The 16,665-nt window shown below is 63.4% G+C and carries 17 protein-coding genes; 13 read left to right on the top strand and 4 right to left on the bottom strand.

Annotated features, from left to right (window positions below; translation table 11 throughout):
• The first annotated feature begins 80 nt into the window (after window positions 1–80).
• Genes FQK05_RS11910 through FQK05_RS11900 form a run of 3 tightly spaced genes read left to right on the top strand, consistent with a single transcriptional unit; the run spans window position 81 to window position 4,087 of the window.
• On the top strand, window positions 81–2,018 hold the full coding sequence (locus FQK05_RS11910; RefSeq protein WP_158966977.1) for a TRAP transporter permease: 1,938 nt from the start codon (window positions 81–83) through the stop codon (window positions 2,016–2,018).
• 1 nt (window position 2,019) lies between these two features.
• Window positions 2,020–2,553 carry an enoyl-CoA hydratase-related protein gene (locus tag FQK05_RS11905; RefSeq protein WP_158966975.1) on the top strand — a complete coding sequence of 178 codons (534 nt, stop codon included), beginning with the start codon at window positions 2,020–2,022 and terminating at the stop codon, window positions 2,551–2,553.
• Window positions 2,540–4,087, top strand: coding sequence for an AMP-binding protein (locus FQK05_RS11900; RefSeq protein ID WP_158966973.1), 1,548 nt, complete (start codon window positions 2,540–2,542; stop codon window positions 4,085–4,087). The genes FQK05_RS11905 and FQK05_RS11900 overlap by 14 nt, the downstream gene beginning before the upstream one ends.
• A gap of 383 nt (window positions 4,088–4,470) precedes the next feature.
• Here FQK05_RS11900 and FQK05_RS11895 read toward each other — a convergent pair whose 3' ends face one another.
• From FQK05_RS11895 to FQK05_RS11880, 4 genes are all read right to left on the bottom strand, one after another.
• On the bottom strand, window positions 4,471–5,397 hold the full coding sequence (locus tag FQK05_RS11895) for an electron transfer flavoprotein subunit alpha/FixB family protein (protein ID WP_158966971.1): 927 nt from the start codon (window positions 5,395–5,397) through the stop codon (window positions 4,471–4,473).
• Complete coding sequence (locus FQK05_RS11890; RefSeq protein ID WP_158966969.1) at window positions 5,397–6,155, bottom strand: electron transfer flavoprotein subunit beta/FixA family protein; 759 nt, start codon at window positions 6,153–6,155, stop codon at window positions 5,397–5,399. Before FQK05_RS11890 ends, FQK05_RS11895 begins: the two co-directional genes overlap by 1 nt.
• An 88-nt stretch (window positions 6,156–6,243) precedes the next feature.
• Window positions 6,244–6,696: a MaoC family dehydratase gene (locus tag FQK05_RS11885; RefSeq protein WP_158966967.1), complete on the bottom strand. Its 453-nt coding sequence runs from the start codon at window positions 6,694–6,696 to the stop codon at window positions 6,244–6,246.
• A 14-nt stretch (window positions 6,697–6,710) separates the two neighbouring features.
• On the bottom strand, window positions 6,711–7,853 hold the full coding sequence (locus FQK05_RS11880) for an acyl-CoA dehydrogenase family protein (protein WP_158966965.1): 1,143 nt from the start codon (window positions 7,851–7,853) through the stop codon (window positions 6,711–6,713).
• 117 nt (window positions 7,854–7,970) lie between these two features.
• Here FQK05_RS11880 and FQK05_RS26510 point away from each other — a divergent pair, with 117 nt between their 5' ends.
• The 10 genes from FQK05_RS26510 (at window position 7,971) to FQK05_RS11830 (ending at window position 16,655) form a co-directional block, all read left to right on the top strand.
• Complete coding sequence (locus FQK05_RS26510; RefSeq protein ID WP_158966963.1) at window positions 7,971–8,117, top strand: nucleotide-binding domain-containing protein; 147 nt, start codon at window positions 7,971–7,973, stop codon at window positions 8,115–8,117.
• Between the two features lie 339 nt (window positions 8,118–8,456).
• Complete coding sequence (locus FQK05_RS11870; RefSeq protein ID WP_158966961.1) at window positions 8,457–9,329, top strand: alpha/beta hydrolase; 873 nt, start codon at window positions 8,457–8,459, stop codon at window positions 9,327–9,329.
• Between the two features lie 290 nt (window positions 9,330–9,619).
• Window positions 9,620–10,582 carry a TRAP transporter substrate-binding protein DctP gene (gene dctP, locus FQK05_RS11865; protein ID WP_158966959.1) on the top strand — a complete coding sequence of 321 codons (963 nt, stop codon included), beginning with the start codon at window positions 9,620–9,622 and terminating at the stop codon, window positions 10,580–10,582.
• Between the two features lie 19 nt (window positions 10,583–10,601).
• A complete protein-coding gene (locus FQK05_RS11860; RefSeq protein WP_158966958.1) occupies window positions 10,602–11,123 on the top strand; it encodes a TRAP transporter small permease in 522 nt (173 codons plus the stop codon).
• Window positions 11,124–11,125: 2 nt separating this feature from the next.
• Window positions 11,126–12,445 (top strand): TRAP transporter large permease, encoded by a 1,320-nt coding sequence (locus tag FQK05_RS11855; RefSeq protein ID WP_158966956.1) that lies wholly within the window; start codon window positions 11,126–11,128, stop codon window positions 12,443–12,445.
• 235 nt (window positions 12,446–12,680) lie between these two features.
• Window positions 12,681–13,082, top strand: a complete 402-nt coding sequence (locus tag FQK05_RS11850; protein ID WP_158966954.1) for a VOC family protein — start codon at window positions 12,681–12,683, stop codon at window positions 13,080–13,082.
• Window positions 13,079–14,218, top strand: a complete 1,140-nt coding sequence (locus FQK05_RS11845; protein ID WP_158966952.1) for an enolase C-terminal domain-like protein — start codon at window positions 13,079–13,081, stop codon at window positions 14,216–14,218. Before FQK05_RS11850 ends, FQK05_RS11845 begins: the two co-directional genes overlap by 4 nt.
• 32 nt (window positions 14,219–14,250) lie before the next feature.
• The gene (locus tag FQK05_RS11840; protein ID WP_158966950.1) at window positions 14,251–15,576 is read left to right on the top strand and encodes an aromatic ring-hydroxylating oxygenase subunit alpha; all 1,326 of its coding nucleotides are present in this window, start codon (window positions 14,251–14,253) and stop codon (window positions 15,574–15,576) included.
• Window positions 15,573–16,052 carry an aromatic-ring-hydroxylating dioxygenase subunit beta gene (locus tag FQK05_RS11835; protein WP_158966948.1) on the top strand — a complete coding sequence of 160 codons (480 nt, stop codon included), beginning with the start codon at window positions 15,573–15,575 and terminating at the stop codon, window positions 16,050–16,052. Before FQK05_RS11840 ends, FQK05_RS11835 begins: the two co-directional genes overlap by 4 nt.
• Before the next feature lie 12 nt (window positions 16,053–16,064).
• A complete protein-coding gene (locus tag FQK05_RS11830) occupies window positions 16,065–16,655 on the top strand; it encodes a TetR/AcrR family transcriptional regulator (protein ID WP_158966946.1) in 591 nt (196 codons plus the stop codon).
• Window positions 16,656–16,665: the final 10 nt, after the last annotated feature.

Here is a 16,665-nt window from a genome sequence, read left to right as displayed (position 1 = left end):
TCACGTGCCCGGCCCAGGCGGTCGGGCACGTGTCGTTGCCGGCTTGTCCGGTTCATTCCATCAAACGCCCCGGGGTCGATATGTCGCTCACTCTCAAGAGATGGATCATCCTGCTGTTTTCCCTGGCGGGACTATTGCTGACCGTCAACCAGACCTTCCTCTTCAGCCGAGCCATCGGCGTGGTGATGAACGGCCAGACGTTCCTGTATGTCCTGACCCTTGTCTTCTTTCCGCTGATCTTCCTGATCGTGCCCTTCAAACGCACCACGACGGCGGTGCCGGGCTGGATCGACTGGCTGCTCTTTGCCCTGTCCCTCGGCGGGTCGGCCTTTCTGGTCGCCCACGCGGAAGACATCGTCTTTTCGAGCTGGCAGTTCATCGCGCCGCTCGACGCGCAGATCGTCGCCGCGATGCTCTGGGTTCTCATCCTCGAGGCAGCGCGGCGCACCAATGGCTGGCCGCTGACACTGGTCGTTTTCTTCGTGTCGCTCTACCCGACGTTCGCCGACAAGATGCCCGGCCCGCTCAACAGCATGTCGCTGCCTCTGCCCGAGGTCGCGGCCTATCACCTTTACAGCTTCGAAAGCGTCTTCGGCATCCCGATGCGGGCCTTTGCCGACCTCGTGGTGGGCTTCATCGTCTTCGGCCTCGCGCTTCAGTTCACCGGTGCGGCCAAGTTCTTCAACGATGTGGCCTTTGCGCTCATGGGCACGGTGCGCGGCGGGGCGGCCCATGTGGCGGTCGTCTCCAGCGCGCTGCAAGCCTCGATCAGCGGCAGCGTGATTTCCAACGTCATGACCTCGGGCTCGGTGTCGATCCCGGCGATGAAAAAGACCGGCTTCTCTGCCTCTTACGCAGGCGGGATCGAGGCCGTCGCCTCCACCGGGGGCGTGTTGACCCCGCCCGTCATGGGCACCACCGCCTTCATCATGGCGACCTTCCTCGCGGTGCCTTACGTCGAGGTCGCCATGGCCGCGGCCATTCCGGCGGCTCTGTTCTACTTCGGCCTCATGCTTCAGGTCGACGCCTATGCCGCCCGCAGGGGGCTGCGCGGCGTGCCGCGATCGGAACTGCCGACGCTTTTGGCGGCGCTCAAGGGCGGATGGCACTACCTGATCGTCTTCGTGGTGCTGATCACGATGCTGGCGCAAGGCATGAACGAAAGCCGCGCGGCCTTTTACGCGACCGGGCTTCTGCTGGTCGTGAACCAAATTCGCGCCGAAAACCGCCTGTCCCTTGCCGGTATCCGCGACATGATCGCGGGCATCGGGCGCGGGTTGTCGGAGATCATTGCCGTGATCCTCGCCATCGGCATGATCGCCGGCGGGCTGGCGGCCACCGGCATTCTCAGCACGCTCTCGACAGAGCTTGTGTTCCTGGCCGGGGACACACCGATCATGCTGCTCATCATGGGGGCGCTCACATCCTTTGTGCTGGGCATGGGGATGACAGTATCGGCCTGCTACATCTTCCTCGCGATCGTCATGGTCCCGGCGCTGGTCAAGGTGGGGTTCGAACCCATCGCGGTGCACCTCTTCGTCATGTACTGGGGCATGCTGTCCTTCATCACCCCGCCGGTGGCCATCGCCACCTATGCCGCCGCCGCCATCGCCAAGGTCTCGGCGATCAAGATCGGTTTCCACGCCATGCGGCTGGCCAGCGTGATGTACTTCGTGCCCTTCTTCTTCGTGCTCAACCCGGCGCTGGTGTTGCAGGGCACGCCATTGCAAATCGCGATCGCGGTGGCGACGGCGATCTGCGGAGTCGCGGCGATCTCATGGTCGCTCCAGGGCTACATGCTGGGCTTCGGCGGGATCTCTGACAAGGTCTGGGGACTTCTGCTGCGCGGCGCCCTGCTGATCGCGGGCCTGTCGCTGGCCTCTCCGGGGATCGCCATGCTGGGCATCACCCAACTGGAATGCGCGGCCTTCGGCATCGTCCTTTTGATCCTGTCGGGTCTGGCGATCCGTTTTGTACCGGTGTTCCGCCTGCCCGAACCAACCGTCGCGCGAGCCTGACATGCCTGACCTCTTGATAGACAATGTCGACGGCGTTGCCGTCCTGGCGCTGAACCGGCCAGAGGCAATGAATGCGTTTTCGGGGTCGCTTGCCCGCGACCTGGACACCGCGGTGCTGGACCGCGGGTCGGGCTGGCTTCTCGCCCGTCGTGTGGGCCAGGCCCGGGCGCGCGAAATGACGCTGCTGTCCGACCGGCTGTCAGCCAAGCAGGCGTTGGACTGGGTCCTCGTAAACCGGGTCGTCGCAGCAGAGTCCTTCTTAGAAGAAAGCCTGACTTTGGCGAAACGTCTGGCCAACGGCCCTGTCAATGCCCTGGCGCGTATTCGGCGGCTTCACGAGACCGCCGCGATGTTGGATTTCGACAGTCCGCTGATGGAAGACGACCGCCTGCAAAGCGCCTGTTCCACCGGACCGAGGCGAAACAGGGCCGCGAAGCCTTCCGCAACAAATGCCCGCCCGACTTCACGGCGTTCCCCCTGGCGACAAAGACACCATTATTACTGCACTCAAGGAGATGCCCATGCGCGACACTGATAGCGAAACCCGCAGCCCCGCAGGCATCATCACCGGCGACCGCTCGGTCGGTCGCGAGGAGATGGAGGCCCGCATCGACAAGGTCGCCGGCGCGCTCAAGGCGAAGGGTCTGGGCGAAGGCCAGATCGTCGCCCAGCTCATGCGCAACGACACCCCGATCATCGAGGTGAACGTGGGCGCGCGGCGCGTCGGCTGCTACTCGGTGCCGCTCAACTGGCACCTGGCCGCCCCGGAAATCCAATTCCTGCTGGAAGACAGCGGAGCCGAGGTCCTTGTCGCCCATGCCGATCTTCTGCGGCCGGTCCGCGATCTCGTGCCCGAGGGCTGCGAAGTGATCGTGGTGGAAACGCCGCCCTCGATCCAAAAGGCCTTCCGCCTGGACCCGGCCGACTGCAGCGTGCACGAGGGCGAACAGAACTATGAGGACTGGATCGCCGAAGCCGAACCCCATGCGGGGGCCAATCCGGCGGATCGCGGCGTGATCATCTATACCTCCGGCACCACCGGCAAACCCAAGGGCGTTATGCGTGACCCCATGACGCCGGAGGAAACCCGCCGCAACGCCGAAGTCTTTCGCGACACCATCGGCATCGCACCGGACATGCGCGGCCTGATCGCGACGCCGCTCTACCATGCCTCGCCCAACGGCTTTGCCCGCTATGCCGCGACCCAGGGCGAGCTGCTGGTCATCACGCCGCGCTTTGACGCCGAAGAATTCCTTGCGCTGATCGAAAAGCACCGGATCAACGTGATCTGCGCCGTGCCCACGATTTTTATCAAGCTGCTGAAGCTGCCTAAGGAGGTGCGCGAGAAATACGATGTCTCGTCGCTGCGCTTCATCAGCCACACCGCCAGCGCCTGCCCGGTCGAGGTGAAACGCGAGCTGATGGACTGGCTCGGCCCTATCGTGCACGAGGTCTACGGCGGCACCGAGGTCGGCATCGCGCTTCACGCGTCGCCCGAGGAGTGGCTGGCGAAACCCGGCACCGTGGGCCGCTGCGTCGATCATGCCGAGATCCGCATCCTTGGCGAGAACGACGAGATCCTCGGCCCGAATGAGCCGGGCGAAATCTACGTGAAGAACGGCACCTATTCGAACTTTACCTATATCAACAACCCCGAAGCGCGGGCGGACTGTGAAAAGGACGGCTTCATCTCGATCGGTGACGTGGGCTATCTCGACGAGGACGGGTTCCTGTTCATCAGCGACCGCAAGCGTGACATGATCATCTTTGCCGGGACCAACATCTACCCTGCCGAGATCGAAAGCGAACTGGTGCTGTGCCCCGAGGTCGCCGATTGCGCCGTCTTCGGCCTGCCGGACCCGGAGTTCGGCGAAATCGTCGCCGCCTACATCCAGCCCGCGCCGGGCACCACGCCCGATGCGGACAGCCTCCGCGCCTTCCTCGAACCCCGGATCGCGAAATACAAGATTCCGCGCCGGATCGAGTTCGTCGAGACGCTGCCGCGCGAGGAAAGCGGCAAGCTCATGAAGCGCAAGCTGCGCGACGCGGTGATCGCGGGCGCGGCGTAAGACACGCACAAAAACGAAAAAGGCCCGGCTCAGCGCCGGGCCTTTTTGTTTTCCTCCTCGACCTCGGGATCAACCTAAGGTCGCGCGCCCGCCGGCAAACACGACCGTGTCCGCCCCGGTCCGGGTCTCGAACATGATCCCCGGTCCTTCCTGCCACAGGTTTCATGAACCACGGCCCCGGCTGCCCGAGGATCACAGGCATCGTCGGAAGAACCGAAAGCTCCGCTTCTTGGACGTGGCGCAACTGATCGGGGTCCAGAGGATCGGACCCGAAGCCCAGCCCGAGAGCATAGAGCATCGCGTCCTTCTCCGTGACCTAGAAACGCACCTTGGGGAAATCGAAATTCCTGACCCGGTCTTCGTTCAATGGCACGACACCCTCCTCACAGCTTCTCGATCAGGTCCGGCACGACCGTGAAGAGGTCGCCGACGAGGCCGAAGTCGGCGACCTGAAAGATCGGGGCTTCTTCGTCCTTGTTGATCGCGACGATGATCTTGCTGTCCTTCATCCCCGCCAGGTGCTGGATCGCGCCAGAGATGCCGACGGCCACGTAAAGCTCAGGCGCCACGACCTTGCCGGTCTGCCCCACCTGCCAGTCGTTCGGCGCATAGCCCGAATCGACCGCCGCGCGCGAGGCGCCGACGGCGGCGCCCAGCTTGTCCGCCAGTTGCTCGATCAGCGCAAAGTCCTCTTGCGAGCCGACACCGCGCCCGCCCGAGACGACGATACCCGCCGAGGTGAGTTCCGGGCGGTCGCTTTCGGCGACCTTGTCTTCGACCCACTCGGACAAACCGCTCGCCGCCGGGACGTCGATGGTGTCGACGCGCGCGGACCCGCCATCGCCCGCCGCGTCGAAGGTTGAGGTTCGGAAGGTAATGACCTTCTTTTCATCCTTGGACTTTACGGTCTGGATGGCATTGCCGGCATAAACCGGGCGCTCGAACGTTTCGGCATCCAGAACCGCGGAGGCATCGGAAATCACCATCACATCCAGGAGCGCGGCGACCCGCGGCATGATGTTCTTTGCGTCCGTCGTTGCCGGCGCGCAGATGTGCGAGTAATCCCCTGCGAGCGAGACGATGAGGTCCGCGGTCACCTCGGCCAGACGATGGCCCAGGCTGTCGCCCTCGGCGACCAGCACCTTGGCCACACCGTCGATCTTCGACGCGGCTTCACCTGCGGCAGCGGCAGAGGCCCCGGCGCAGAGCACGGTAACGTCTCCCAGCGGTTTGGCGGCAGAGACCGCTTTTGCAGTGGCGTCCAGCGCCAATTCGCCCGAATTGACTTCGGCAAGAAGCAGAACAGCCATTATACGACCCCCTTCTCTTTGAGTTTCGACACGAGCTCATCGACGCTCTCGACCATGATGCCCGCGCTGCGCACCGGCGGCTCGGTGGTCTTGACCACTTCGAGGCGGGGCGACACGTCGACGCCGTAATCGGCGGCGGTCTTCTCGTCCAAGGGCTTCTTTTTGGCCTTCATGATGTTGGGCAGCGACGCATAGCGCGGCTCGTTCAGGCGCAGGTCGGCGGTGACGATGGCAGGCAGGCCTACGGTGATCGTCTGCAGACCGCCGTCGACTTCGCGCGTCACGGTGGCTGCGTCGCCGTCCAGGGTCAGCTCCGAGGCAAAGGTCGCCTGGCCCCAGCCCAGAAGGGCAGCCAGCATCTGGCCGGCCGCGTTCATGTCGTTGTCGATCGCCTGCTTGCCGGCAATCACCAGCTTGGGCTGCTCTTCGTCCACGATCGCCTTGAGGATCTTGGCGACCGCCAGCGGTTCGATGTCGTTGTGAACGTCATCCGCCGCGACCACGAGAATGGCCCGGTCTGCCCCCATCGCCAGCGCCGTGCGCAGCGTTTCCTGAGCCTGCTTCACGCCGACCGACACAACGATCACTTCTTCCGCCGTGCCGGCCTCTTTCAGGCGGATCGCCTCTTCCACGGCAATTTCGTCGAACGGGTTCATCGACATCTTAACGTTCGCGAGATCGACACCCGAGCCGTCGGCCTTAACCTTGGCCTTAACGTTGTAGTCGATCACGCGCTTCACAGGCACCAAGACCTTCATCGCAGACTTCCTTTCCTGCACTTGGACTCGGCGCCTGTGATAATATCAATGGTCATACCTTTCAACCAATAAAGCGACCTGACCCTGATCAAAGCGCCAAGGTGCGCGCCACGGCGACCAGTGCCGGGGCCTCGGACCCCGCCAGTTCCATCAGGAACGTGCGGCGGATCATCAGCCCGCCGCGTTCCTCATTCACCTCGTCCACGGTCATGTGCAGGCGCAGCCGCGACCCCACAGGCACAGGCGCGGGATAGCGCACCTTGTCGTAGCCATAGTTGAACGCGCGCCCATGGGCCGACATGCGAAAAATCTGCTTTGACAGGCCGGGCACCAGCGCCAACGTATAAAGCCCGTGTGCGATGGTCTTGCCGTCCGGCAATTCGCGGGAGGCGCGTTCGATGTCGACGTGATACCAGTTGTCGTCGAGTGTCAGTTCGGCAAACCTGTCGATCGTGTCCTGCGTCACCTCGACCCAATCGCTGGGCGTGAGCGTCGCGCCGACATGGTCGCGCAGGTCGTGAAGGGTTCGTATCTCAAGCATCCCGGGCCCCGGTGTCAGTCGCGCAACATTTCGCGCGCGATGGTGTTCTTCTGAATTTCGCTCGCGCCTTCGTAGATCCGTGTCACCCGCACGTCCCGATAGAGCCGTTCGACCCGCTGGCCGCGCACATATCCCGCGCCGCCGAAAACCTGGAGCGCCGTGTCCACCGTCCTGCCGGCTGCCTCGCTACAGAACAGTTTGGCCATGGCACAGAGCGACCGGCTTACATCGCCCTGGTCATAGCGCCAGGCGGCATCGAGCATCAGAAGCCGCGCGGCGCGCATCTCGGTCGCCATGTCGGCCAGCATGTGCTGCACGGCCTGGAAATCCGATAGGGTGCCGCCAAAGGCGGGCCGCTCACGCGCATAGTTCCGCGCCTCCTCCAGCGCCATTTCTCCCATGCCAAGCGACGTGCCCGCGATGGCCAGCCGCCCGGCGTTCAGCCCATGCATGACATAGGACAGCCCCTTGCCCTCTTCCCCGATCAGCGCATCTGCCGGAAGCTCGACATCGTCAAAGGCCAGCTCCGCGACCCCCGGCGTATGGTGCCCCATCAGTTCCAGGATCCCCGCCAACTTGTAGCCCGGCGCATCGGCGGGCACGAGAAACAGCGAAATTCCGTCCTTGGCGCCCTTGCTCCGGTCGGTATAGGCCGCGACGACCGCCTGCCCCGCCTTGATCCCGTTCGAAACATAGGTCTTGTAGCCGTTCAGACGCCAGCCGTCGCCCGAGCGCTCGGCGTGCGTGCGGATCGCCGAAACGTCCGATCCGCAATGCGGCTCCGACAGGCAGAACGCCATGACCAGATCGCCCGCGATGACCTTTGGCAAGGTCGCCTGCCGTTGCGCCTGGGTGCCGAAATCCTCGATGATCTTGGTCTGCGGACCTTGCGAGGATTTCACATCCGCCCAGAATTGTACCGGCAGATGGGCAAGCTCGGCCTGGATGCAACAGATTTCAAGCATCCCAAGGCCCATGCCGCCGTTCTCTTCGCGAAAGGCCAGCGAAAAGAACCCGTTGTCGCGGAAAACCTTCCCGACCGCTTCGGGCACCTTTCCGGTCTTCTGAAATTCGGGTTCGTGCGGCATCAGGTCCCTGACCATCTTCCGCGTGGTTTCGATCAATGCCGATGCATGTTCAGGGAGTTCAAAATCCAAGGTCTGTTCCGTCTCAATTTCGCGTTTCCGTGTGTCACCACAAGAAACCAAATCAGATGAGGGCGAACCAATACCAATATCGTCTCATTCGTTTCGACGATCCGTGCCGGATTGAGCATGCCCGGGCATGAAGCAGAGGCGGCAGATTGTCTAAGTGGCGGCTTCAATCTGGATTCAGCGGTGCTGGGCGGGCTGACCCATACCGAGAGCAAACTCTATCGCGGTCAGCACAGTGTCGAGTGTTTCATCGCAAAAAAGCAGTAACCTTGCGGATTCCCGAACTGAATCCCTATCACCGATATGGACAACAAGTCCGAGCGACACTGTCGTCGGCTCAAGATCGGTTGACCTGACCTGTCCCGCACCGGGGCTGGAAAAGCAACATCGTCTAAGCCAAGCTCGGCGCCATCCGTTGCTCCGTGTCGAAAGGGCAGCGCCCGGCCTGACAGGGTGCCTGGCCGGCCTGCGGCGTACACGCGACCTGCCACCGCGCCGCACCCCCTGCCCTGCCGATTGACGCCCGGCCAACCGTTAGCTTTATATCTATTAGCTAAATACCTAAGGCATTTGCCTTGACCGGAGCATCAAGAGGTGGGGTCAGACGTGGGTTCAGAAACGGGCGATGCCGTATTCCTTGGATATTCCCAGGCAGAACTGGATCGCCAGTACGACCAGAGCCAATGGTCGAAATGTCCCCCGGCGGCATATTCCGAACAGTATCTGGAAATGTCCGCTGCGGCCCGCACGGCCGTGGGCGAACCCGTGCTGGGTAGCTATGGCCAGGGAGAGGTCGAGAAGATCGACATTTTTCCCGCCGCCAAGGCCGGGTCGCCCGTCCTGCTGTTCATCCATGGCGGCGCATGGCGCGGGCTGGACCGGAGGCACGGCGGATACGCTGCAGAGTATATGGTTCGAAATGGTATTACATACGGCGCGGTGGACTTTTCCGTCATGCCGGGCGTGGACATGCCCACGATGATCGGCCAGCTGCGCCGGGCGGTGGCCTGGGTCCATGCCAATGCGCACCGGTTTTGCGGCGATCCGGACCGGATCTACATTGCCGGCCATTCCTCGGGCGCGCATATGGCGGGCTGTGCCGTGACGACGGACTGGGCATGCGCCCATGGCCTGCCCACCGACGTGATCAAGGGCGCGCTTCTGTGCAGTGGCGGCTATGATCTGGAGCCGGTCCGGCTGAGCGCTCGCAACAGCTATATGCACCTGACGCCCGAGATGGTTCGGGACTACAGCCCAACCCGCAACCTGGACCGGCTGGGCTGCCCGGTCGTGCTGGCGGCAGGCGAAAGGGAAAGCCCCGACTTCTTTCGCCAGTCCCGGGACCTGGCGGCAGCGCTAGACCAGCCCCTGCACGTGGCGACGGACCTCGATCATTTCGAGGTCAGCCTGACCCTGGCCCGTCCCGGCGGCCTTCTGGCCGATCTGGCGCTGGACATGATCCACGGCCCGAAGGCCTGAAGCGCCCCCACCATCCAGCAGAGAACTCCCTCGAAAATCCGTCAATCTGCGCCGCTGTATTCAGCAACCTTAAAGAGAGCTTCCAGGGCGACTGCCGCATTTCTTTGCATTTTCATTGACCAATGCATCCCGCTTGCGCAAAGTTTCTCGGTCATGACGTCAAGTTTTGCGCAATTTGCATGCAGATACATGCATAATTTGTACCGGGTCGTCGATTTCCTTTACGTTTAAAATAAGTCGTGCAAGGCTTCGAGTCATGTCCCACTAACCCCTGCGATGGAAGGACTGACATGACCCGCTCCAAAACTGCCCTCTTTGCCCTTGCGGCCCTGGCCACCACTGCCCTGGCCCCAGTCGAGGCCCTGGCCGAGCGCACGCTGCGCGCGGCGTCGTTCCTGCCACTTCAGTCCGTTTTCGCCGAACCGATGGTCATGTTCTCTGACCATGTGAACGAGATCGGCAAGGGTGTCCTGCAGATCAACCTGGTCGGCCCCGACGCGATCCCGGCCGTGGAACAGGCCAACGCGCTGCGCAGCGGTCTGCTGGACATGGGTGCCATTCCGCCGGGCCTCTACAAGCAGATGGTCCCGCTGGGCAACGCCCAGGACATCTCGGACATGACCGTGGCCGAACAGAAGGCCTCGGGCGGCTATCAGATGATGGCCGACATGGTGAAGGAACAGATGGGCACCGTCATGCTGGCCACCTATGGCGACGGCATCCCCTTCCACCTCTACACCGCCAACACGATCACCAGCATGGACGATCTGAAGGGCAAGCGCGTGCGCTCCTCGCCGATCTTCCACGAGTTCTTCAGCTCGCTCGGCCTGACCAATGCCGACATCTCGGTTCCCGAAGCCTATACCGCGCTAGAGCGCGGGGTGGTCTTCGGCTACGGTTGGCCAGCATGGGGGATCGAGGATCTGGGCTGGGACAAGTTCACCAAGCAGCGGATCGACCCCGGCTTTTACAACGTGACGATCAACATCCTGATGAACGGCAAGACCTATGACAGCCTGACCCCGGAAGAGAAGAAGGTGATCGACGACACCATCGCGTGGTTCGATGTCGCCGCCCCGGAATTCCAGGCCGCAAAGGGCGATTATTATCGCGAGCAGCAGGACAAGGCAGGCGTTCAGTCGTTCGACGGCGGTGCAGACCTGTCCAAGCGCGCGGCCGACATCTACTGGGAAGAGCTGGCGAAGATCGACGCCGATAAGACCGCCAAACTGCGCGCCGTGTTCCAGAAATAATCCGGACCGGACGCACAGAATGACATATGTGACACGGGTGCTGGGAGCCGTCTATGACGGGCTCTCGGCAGTGCTGGCGGGGATCGCGGTCATTCTGCTCGCGATGATCACGCTGTGGATCGGGCTCGAGGCGATCGCGCGATCGCTGGGCATGGGCACCATGCGCGGCCTGATCGAATTCACCGAATACTCCATCTATGGCATCGCGCTTCTGGCCGCGCCCTGGGTGCTCAAGCACAACGGACATGTCCGGGTGCTTATCGTGATCGAATCGGTCCCCGCCGCGTGGCGCCCGGTGATGATCGTCATCGCCGACGCCATCAGCGCCGTCGTCGCCGGGATCCTGGCCTATTACGCCTGGCAGAACTTCATGACCGCCTATGGACGGCAGGAACTGATCTATGGCGACCTGATCATCCCCGAATGGTGGGTGCAGTGGCAGGCCCCCGTCGTCCTGACGATGCTGGTCGTGGGCTTCATCCGCGACGCCGTCGATGTGGCCCATAACGGCCTTCCCACAGCGCCGATCGAAGGAATCTGATCATGGAGCCTTGGGTTCTCGTGCTCCTCGTCATGTTCGGCGGCGTGCTGTTCATGATCTTGCTGGGCCTGCCGGTGGTGATGGCCTTCATGACCGCCAACCTGCTGGGGGCAATATTCTATCTGGGCGGTGAAATCGGCATCCTGCAGATGATCCGCAACCTGCGCCCATCGGTGGGCAACTATGCCCTGGCGCCGGTGCCGCTTTTCGTCCTGATGGGCGAGATCATGTTGCAGACCGGCATGGCTGGCCGGTCGATCGAGGCCATCGACAAGCTGATCGCCAAGGTTCCGGGCCGGCTGTCCATCGTGGCCGTGCTGGGCGGTACGTCCTTTGCGGCCCTGTCAGGCTCGTCGGTCGCAAATGCCGCCGTCGTCGGCCGGACGCTGCTGCCGAAGATGCAGGATCTGGGCTATTCCAACCGCCTGTCGGTGGGCCCGGCCGTGGCCGTGGGCGGCATCGCCGTCCTGATCCCGCCATCGGCCCTGGCCGTGATCCTGGGCAGCCTAGCCAAGATTTCCATCAACGAGCTGCTGCTGTCGGGCATCATTCCCGGCGTCATGATGATGGCCGCCTTCCTGGGCTACATTGCGCTGCGCTGCTGGATGAACCCGGCCCTGGCCCCCAGCGGCGACGTGGTCGATCTGAGCTGGAGCGAACGCCTGACCCCCGTCCTTCGCGATGTGGTTCCGCTGCTTCTGATCTTCGCCGCCGTGGTGGGGTCGATCCTGGGCGGGGTCGCCACCCCGACCGAAGCCGCGGCCATCGGCGTTCTGGCGTCCATCGTCGCGGCCCTGGCCTATCGGTGCCTGTCGCTGAAGACGCTGTTCGACTCCTTCACGGAATCGACCAAGTTCTCGGCCATGATCCTGTTCATCATCTGCAGCTCGGGCACGTTCTCGCAGATCATGTCGTTCTCGGGCGCTACACAGGCCCTGACCCGGGCAGTGGTCGACGGCACCGCGCTGACGCCATTCTGGATCGTGGTGATGATGATGCTGATCCTGATCCTGCTGGGCTGCTTCATGGAATCGGCCTCGATCATCATGCTGACCGTTCCGATCTTCTTCCCGATCCTGAACGCGCTGCAGGTCGACCTGCTGTGGTTCGGCCTCATGATGCTGGTGTCGCTGGAAATCGGCCTGTGCACGCCGCCCTTCGGGATCCTGCTCTTCGTGATACAGGGGGTTCTGGGCGGACGGATTTCCATCCGCGAGATCTATCTGTCGGTTCTCCCCTTCATCGGGTTGCAGCTGGTGGTGCTGGGTCTGATCCTGGTCTTCCCGGGGCTGATCACCTGGCTGCCGCGCATGCTGCAATAGCGCGGCAAGTCCGGACGGAGATTGCCCACGGACCACGAAACCTGCCTTGCGAAAGGCAGGTTTTTTCATGCCGGCATCCGGGTTCCGCCCAATAAAGCTGAAAAACAGAATCACATTCAGTATTGAAAACCGAATCTGGTTCGGGAATGATTTCCACAAGGCGGGCGTGCCGGAATCGGCCCCGCACCGGGCCGGTCAACGGGCCCGGGAAATTTCAGACACGGGGAAATGCGTCATGGGCAAACTTCGACATGTGGCCATCCAGGTGCCCGACCTGGAAAAGGCGGCGGCCTTCTATGAAAACGTATTCGAGCTGAAGCGTGTGGGCTCGGCCGAAAGCCCCATCGGCAACGCGATCTCGCTGTCGGACGGGGTGGTGAACCTGACGCTGCTGCACTTCCCCGAAGGCACCGTGGGCGGCAAGGGCGGCCCGGACTGGGCAGGCCTGCACCACATCGGCTTTGTCGTCGACGACGAGGAAGCAGCCGATGCGAGGATCAAGGAAAACGGCGGCGCGTTCTTCATGCAGCTGACCCCCTATCCCGGCGTCGATGCCGAGAAGAAGTACAAGGACGTGAACGGCATCGTCTTCGACATGGCCGCGCATAACTGGATCCAGGCCGACGCCGCAGAATGAGGATCGTCGACGTCCGGGAGCGTACCGTCGCCCTGGGCGGGGCGGAGCGCAGCGCCAACATCAACTTTGACGCCATGACCGCCAGTGCGCTGGCGGTCGTCACAGACCAGGTCAAGGACGGCAAGCCGCTGATCGGCTATGCCTTCGACACCATCGGGCGCTATGGCCACGGCGGCCTTCTGCGCGAACGGTTCATCCCACGGCTGCTTGCAGCCTCGCCCGACAGCTATGCGCTCTCGGACGGGATCGACCCGGCCGCCGTCTGGAACATTGTCATGGCGAACGAGAAATTCGGCGGCCATGGCGAACGGTCCGGCGCGGTGGGCCTGATCGACGCCGCGATCTGGGACCTGAAGGCCAAGGCCGCGGGCCAGCCGCTGTGGCAATTTCTGGGCGGTGAAACCCCCGCGATCCCGGTCTATGCCAGTGGCGGTCACTATCGGCACAACGACGATGTGCGCCTGCTGAAGGACGACATCGCCCGCGCTATCGATGCGGGCAACACCCGCTTCAAGATCAAGATCGGTGGCCAGTCCCTGCCCGACGACATGGCCCGGATCGAAGGCGTGCTGTCGGCGCTGTCCGCCGGCATGTCCCTTGCACTCGACGCCAACGGGATCTTCGACGCGGCCGCCGCCCGCGCCTATCTGGACGTGCTGGACGGCCACGCCATTGCCTGGCTGGAGGAACCCGTCACGGCGCTGGACTTTGCCCTGCTGGCCGAAGTCGTGGCGATGACCGACATCCCGATTGCCACGGGCGAGAACCTGTTTTCCTTCGACGACGCGCGTAACCTGCGCCGCTATGGCGGACTGCGCCCTGATCGCGACCTGCTGCAATTCGACGTCCTGGCCGCCTATGGCATCGTCGAATACGACCGGATCCTGGCGGACCACGCCACCCATGGCTGGAAACGCGCGCAGTTCGCCCCCCATGCCGGGCACCTTTTCGGCATGCAGCTGGTCGCCGGTCGCGGCCTGGGCGGCGCCGAACAGGGCATGGCGGCCGAATCGCTCTTCGGACGCATCACCGCCCATCTGCCGGTGACGCAAGGCACGGTCAGCCTGCCCGACATCCCGGGCGTGGGGTTCGAGGCCTCGCCCGCCTTCGACGACATATTCAAAGACCTGACATGACACGCCACCACCCAAATGACGGAGGCAGCCCAATGCACACCGATCCCAGCCTGACCCCCGAAGAGATCCGCGCCATGGTCCGCCCCGACAGCGTCCATCGCCGCGCCTATGCCGATCCGCAGATCTTCGACCTGGAGATGCAACGGATCTATGGCCGCCAGTGGATCTACCTGGCCCATGAAAGCCAGTTGAAAAAACCGGGCGCCTTTTTCCGCACAAGGCTGGCGCAGTACGAGGTCATCGTGACCCGCCACACCGACGATAAGGTCTATGTGCTGCACAACCGCTGCCCCCACCGCGGCGCGCGGATCTGCATGACAGACAGCGGGACATCCCGCCTGCTGAACTGCCCCTATCACGCGTGGTCCTTCAACCCGGACGGCACGCTGTCAACCGTGCCCCACCGCGAGAGTTATCCCGCGTCCTTCGACATGACCGACCCGAAATACCACATGGAACGGGTGCCCCATGTCGAGACATACCGCGGCTTCATCTTCGCCACGCTGAACCCCGATCCCCGGCCCCTGCTCGATCAGATCGGCCCGATGACCGATATCATCGACAACCTGATCGACCGCGCCCCGGACGGAGAGGTGGAGATCGCGGATTCCAGCTTCTCGCTTGTCTACAAGGGCAACTGGAAGCTGCATCTCGAGAACGCGGCCGACATCTTTCACCCGACCTTCGTCCATGCCTCGTCCGTGGGGGCGGCACGGCGGACACCGGCCGGCAAGTCGAAGATGGATCAGGACCAGGTCCGCACGATGCTGGAGGCGAACGGCTTCGGCAAGGACCAGTGGGAAGGGATCCAGCTGAAGGGCCTGGCCAACGGCCACACCTACATGACCAACTTCTACCGCAAGGGCGTGGTGGCACATCAGGCCGCCGACCCGGTCTTTGACCGCTACAAGGCCGCGCTGGTCGCGGCCCACGGGCCGGACAAGGCCGATGCCGTGCTGGCGGTCGACCGGTTCAACAACATCATCTACCCGAACCTTGTCTTCAACGCGCAGCACCAGCAGATGCGGGTGACGGTCCCGCTCAGCCACGACACCACGATCATCCGCGTCCATTGCTTCCGTCTGAAAGGCGCCCCGGACGAGATGTTTCACCGCGCGATCCGCTTCCTGTCGACGCTGGCCTCGCCCGCCTCGATGATCTTTTCCGACGATGTCGAGATGCTGGAAAGGACCCAGGCCGGTCTGGATCTGGACCCGTCGCCCTGGGTCGACTTTTCGCGCGGGCTGGACACGGAAACCGCCGGCGAAGGCGGGCAGATTTCCGGCGTGGCGTCGGAAATGCCGATGCGCAACCAGTTCAAGGCCTGGGCCGCGCTCATGGCGGGAGAGGCCGCATGATCGATCTGGAAACCCGCGCCCGGGTTCAGGACTTCCTGTTCGAAGAGGCCCGCCGTCTGGATGCCGGCGAATTCGAGGCCTGGCTGGACCTTTACGAGGAGGACGGCATCTACTGGATGCCCAGCCAGCGGGGGCAGACCGATCCGCTGAACGTCGCCTCGATCATCTATGAAGACCACGCGATCCTGTCGATCCGGGTGCAGCGCCTGCTGGAAGCGCGCGCGCTGGTCCTGACGCCCATGCCCTACACCACCCACCTGGTGACAAACGTTGTCGTCTCGATGGACGAGGACGGGCTGGTAAAGGCGGCCTCTGCCTTCCTCTGCATTTCGATGCAGGGGGGCGAACAAAAGATCTTTGCCGGCCGCCAGACCCACACGCTGGCGCCGGCGGGCGACAGCTATCTGATCCGGCACAAGCGGGTCGATCTGGTCAACGCGGGCAGCGCGCTGCCCCTGATGACCATTCCGATCTGAAGGAACAGGCCCATGGTCCAGGTCAAGAAGGAAGCCGTGCGACAGGCGCTGTTGGACAGCGCCTGCGATCTCTTCAGCGAACGCGGCTATCACGCCACGACGCTGGCGCAGATCGCCAAGGGCGCGGGCGTGGGCGTCGGCAGCTTCTATTCCTACTTCGACTCGAAGATCCGCATCCTGTACGAGATCTTCGAACCCTGGCAGGCGGCGGCCTATGACGACCTGGAAGACCGGATCGCGCGTCTGTCGTCCCCCCGGCCGCGCCTTCGGGCGCTGCTGCTGGGCGTCTGGCGGGACATTCCCGAACGCAATATCGGTCTGGCCAACAGCCTGATGGAGGCACTGTCCGCGGCCGATCCGGATGCCGGCAAGCCCACCGACCTTCTGGCCCGGACGGAACAGCGGCTGGCCGGTCTTCTGGCCCGCGCCCTGCCCGGAACGCCCCCTGACCAGTTGTCCGTGCTGCCGAAGGTCATCATCATGGCCTACGACGGTTTCGTGATCAACCGGCGGCTGGGCGACGACCCCGATTTCGAAAAGCTGGCGGACGGGATGTGCGACCTGATCCTGTCCCACAGCCCCCTGCCGGTTTCCGGCGCCTGATTTCCCCCCG

It is taken from the genome of Chachezhania sediminis (assembly GCF_009765275.1).
GTDB lineage: Bacteria > Pseudomonadota > Alphaproteobacteria > Rhodobacterales > Rhodobacteraceae > Chachezhania > Chachezhania sediminis.
The sequence above is the reverse complement of the archived record's forward strand: the minus strand, read 5'-3'. Positions and strand labels throughout refer to the sequence as shown.

Coding starts and splice junctions, on each gene's coding strand:
- FQK05_RS11910 (WP_158966977.1), top strand. CDS start 81: ATGTCGCTCACTCTCAAGAGATGGATCATCCTGCTGTTTTCCCTGGCG.
- FQK05_RS11905 (WP_158966975.1), top strand. CDS start 2,020: ATGCCTGACCTCTTGATAGACAATGTCGACGGCGTTGCCGTCCTGGCG.
- FQK05_RS11900 (WP_158966973.1), top strand. CDS start 2,540: ATGCGCGACACTGATAGCGAAACCCGCAGCCCCGCAGGCATCATCACC.
- FQK05_RS11895 (WP_158966971.1), bottom strand. CDS start 5,397: ATGGCTGTTCTGCTTCTTGCCGAAGTCAATTCGGGCGAATTGGCGCTG.
- FQK05_RS11890 (WP_158966969.1), bottom strand. CDS start 6,155: ATGAAGGTCTTGGTGCCTGTGAAGCGCGTGATCGACTACAACGTTAAG.
- FQK05_RS11885 (WP_158966967.1), bottom strand. CDS start 6,696: ATGCTTGAGATACGAACCCTTCACGACCTGCGCGACCATGTCGGCGCG.
- FQK05_RS26510 (WP_158966963.1), top strand. CDS start 7,971: ATGCCCGGGCATGAAGCAGAGGCGGCAGATTGTCTAAGTGGCGGCTTC.
- dctP (WP_158966959.1), top strand. CDS start 9,620: ATGACCCGCTCCAAAACTGCCCTCTTTGCCCTTGCGGCCCTGGCCACC.
- FQK05_RS11860 (WP_158966958.1), top strand. CDS start 10,602: ATGACATATGTGACACGGGTGCTGGGAGCCGTCTATGACGGGCTCTCG.
- FQK05_RS11855 (WP_158966956.1), top strand. CDS start 11,126: ATGGAGCCTTGGGTTCTCGTGCTCCTCGTCATGTTCGGCGGCGTGCTG.
- FQK05_RS11850 (WP_158966954.1), top strand. CDS start 12,681: ATGGGCAAACTTCGACATGTGGCCATCCAGGTGCCCGACCTGGAAAAG.
- FQK05_RS11845 (WP_158966952.1), top strand. CDS start 13,079: ATGAGGATCGTCGACGTCCGGGAGCGTACCGTCGCCCTGGGCGGGGCG.
- FQK05_RS11840 (WP_158966950.1), top strand. CDS start 14,251: ATGCACACCGATCCCAGCCTGACCCCCGAAGAGATCCGCGCCATGGTC.
- FQK05_RS11835 (WP_158966948.1), top strand. CDS start 15,573: ATGATCGATCTGGAAACCCGCGCCCGGGTTCAGGACTTCCTGTTCGAA.
- FQK05_RS11830 (WP_158966946.1), top strand. CDS start 16,065: ATGGTCCAGGTCAAGAAGGAAGCCGTGCGACAGGCGCTGTTGGACAGC.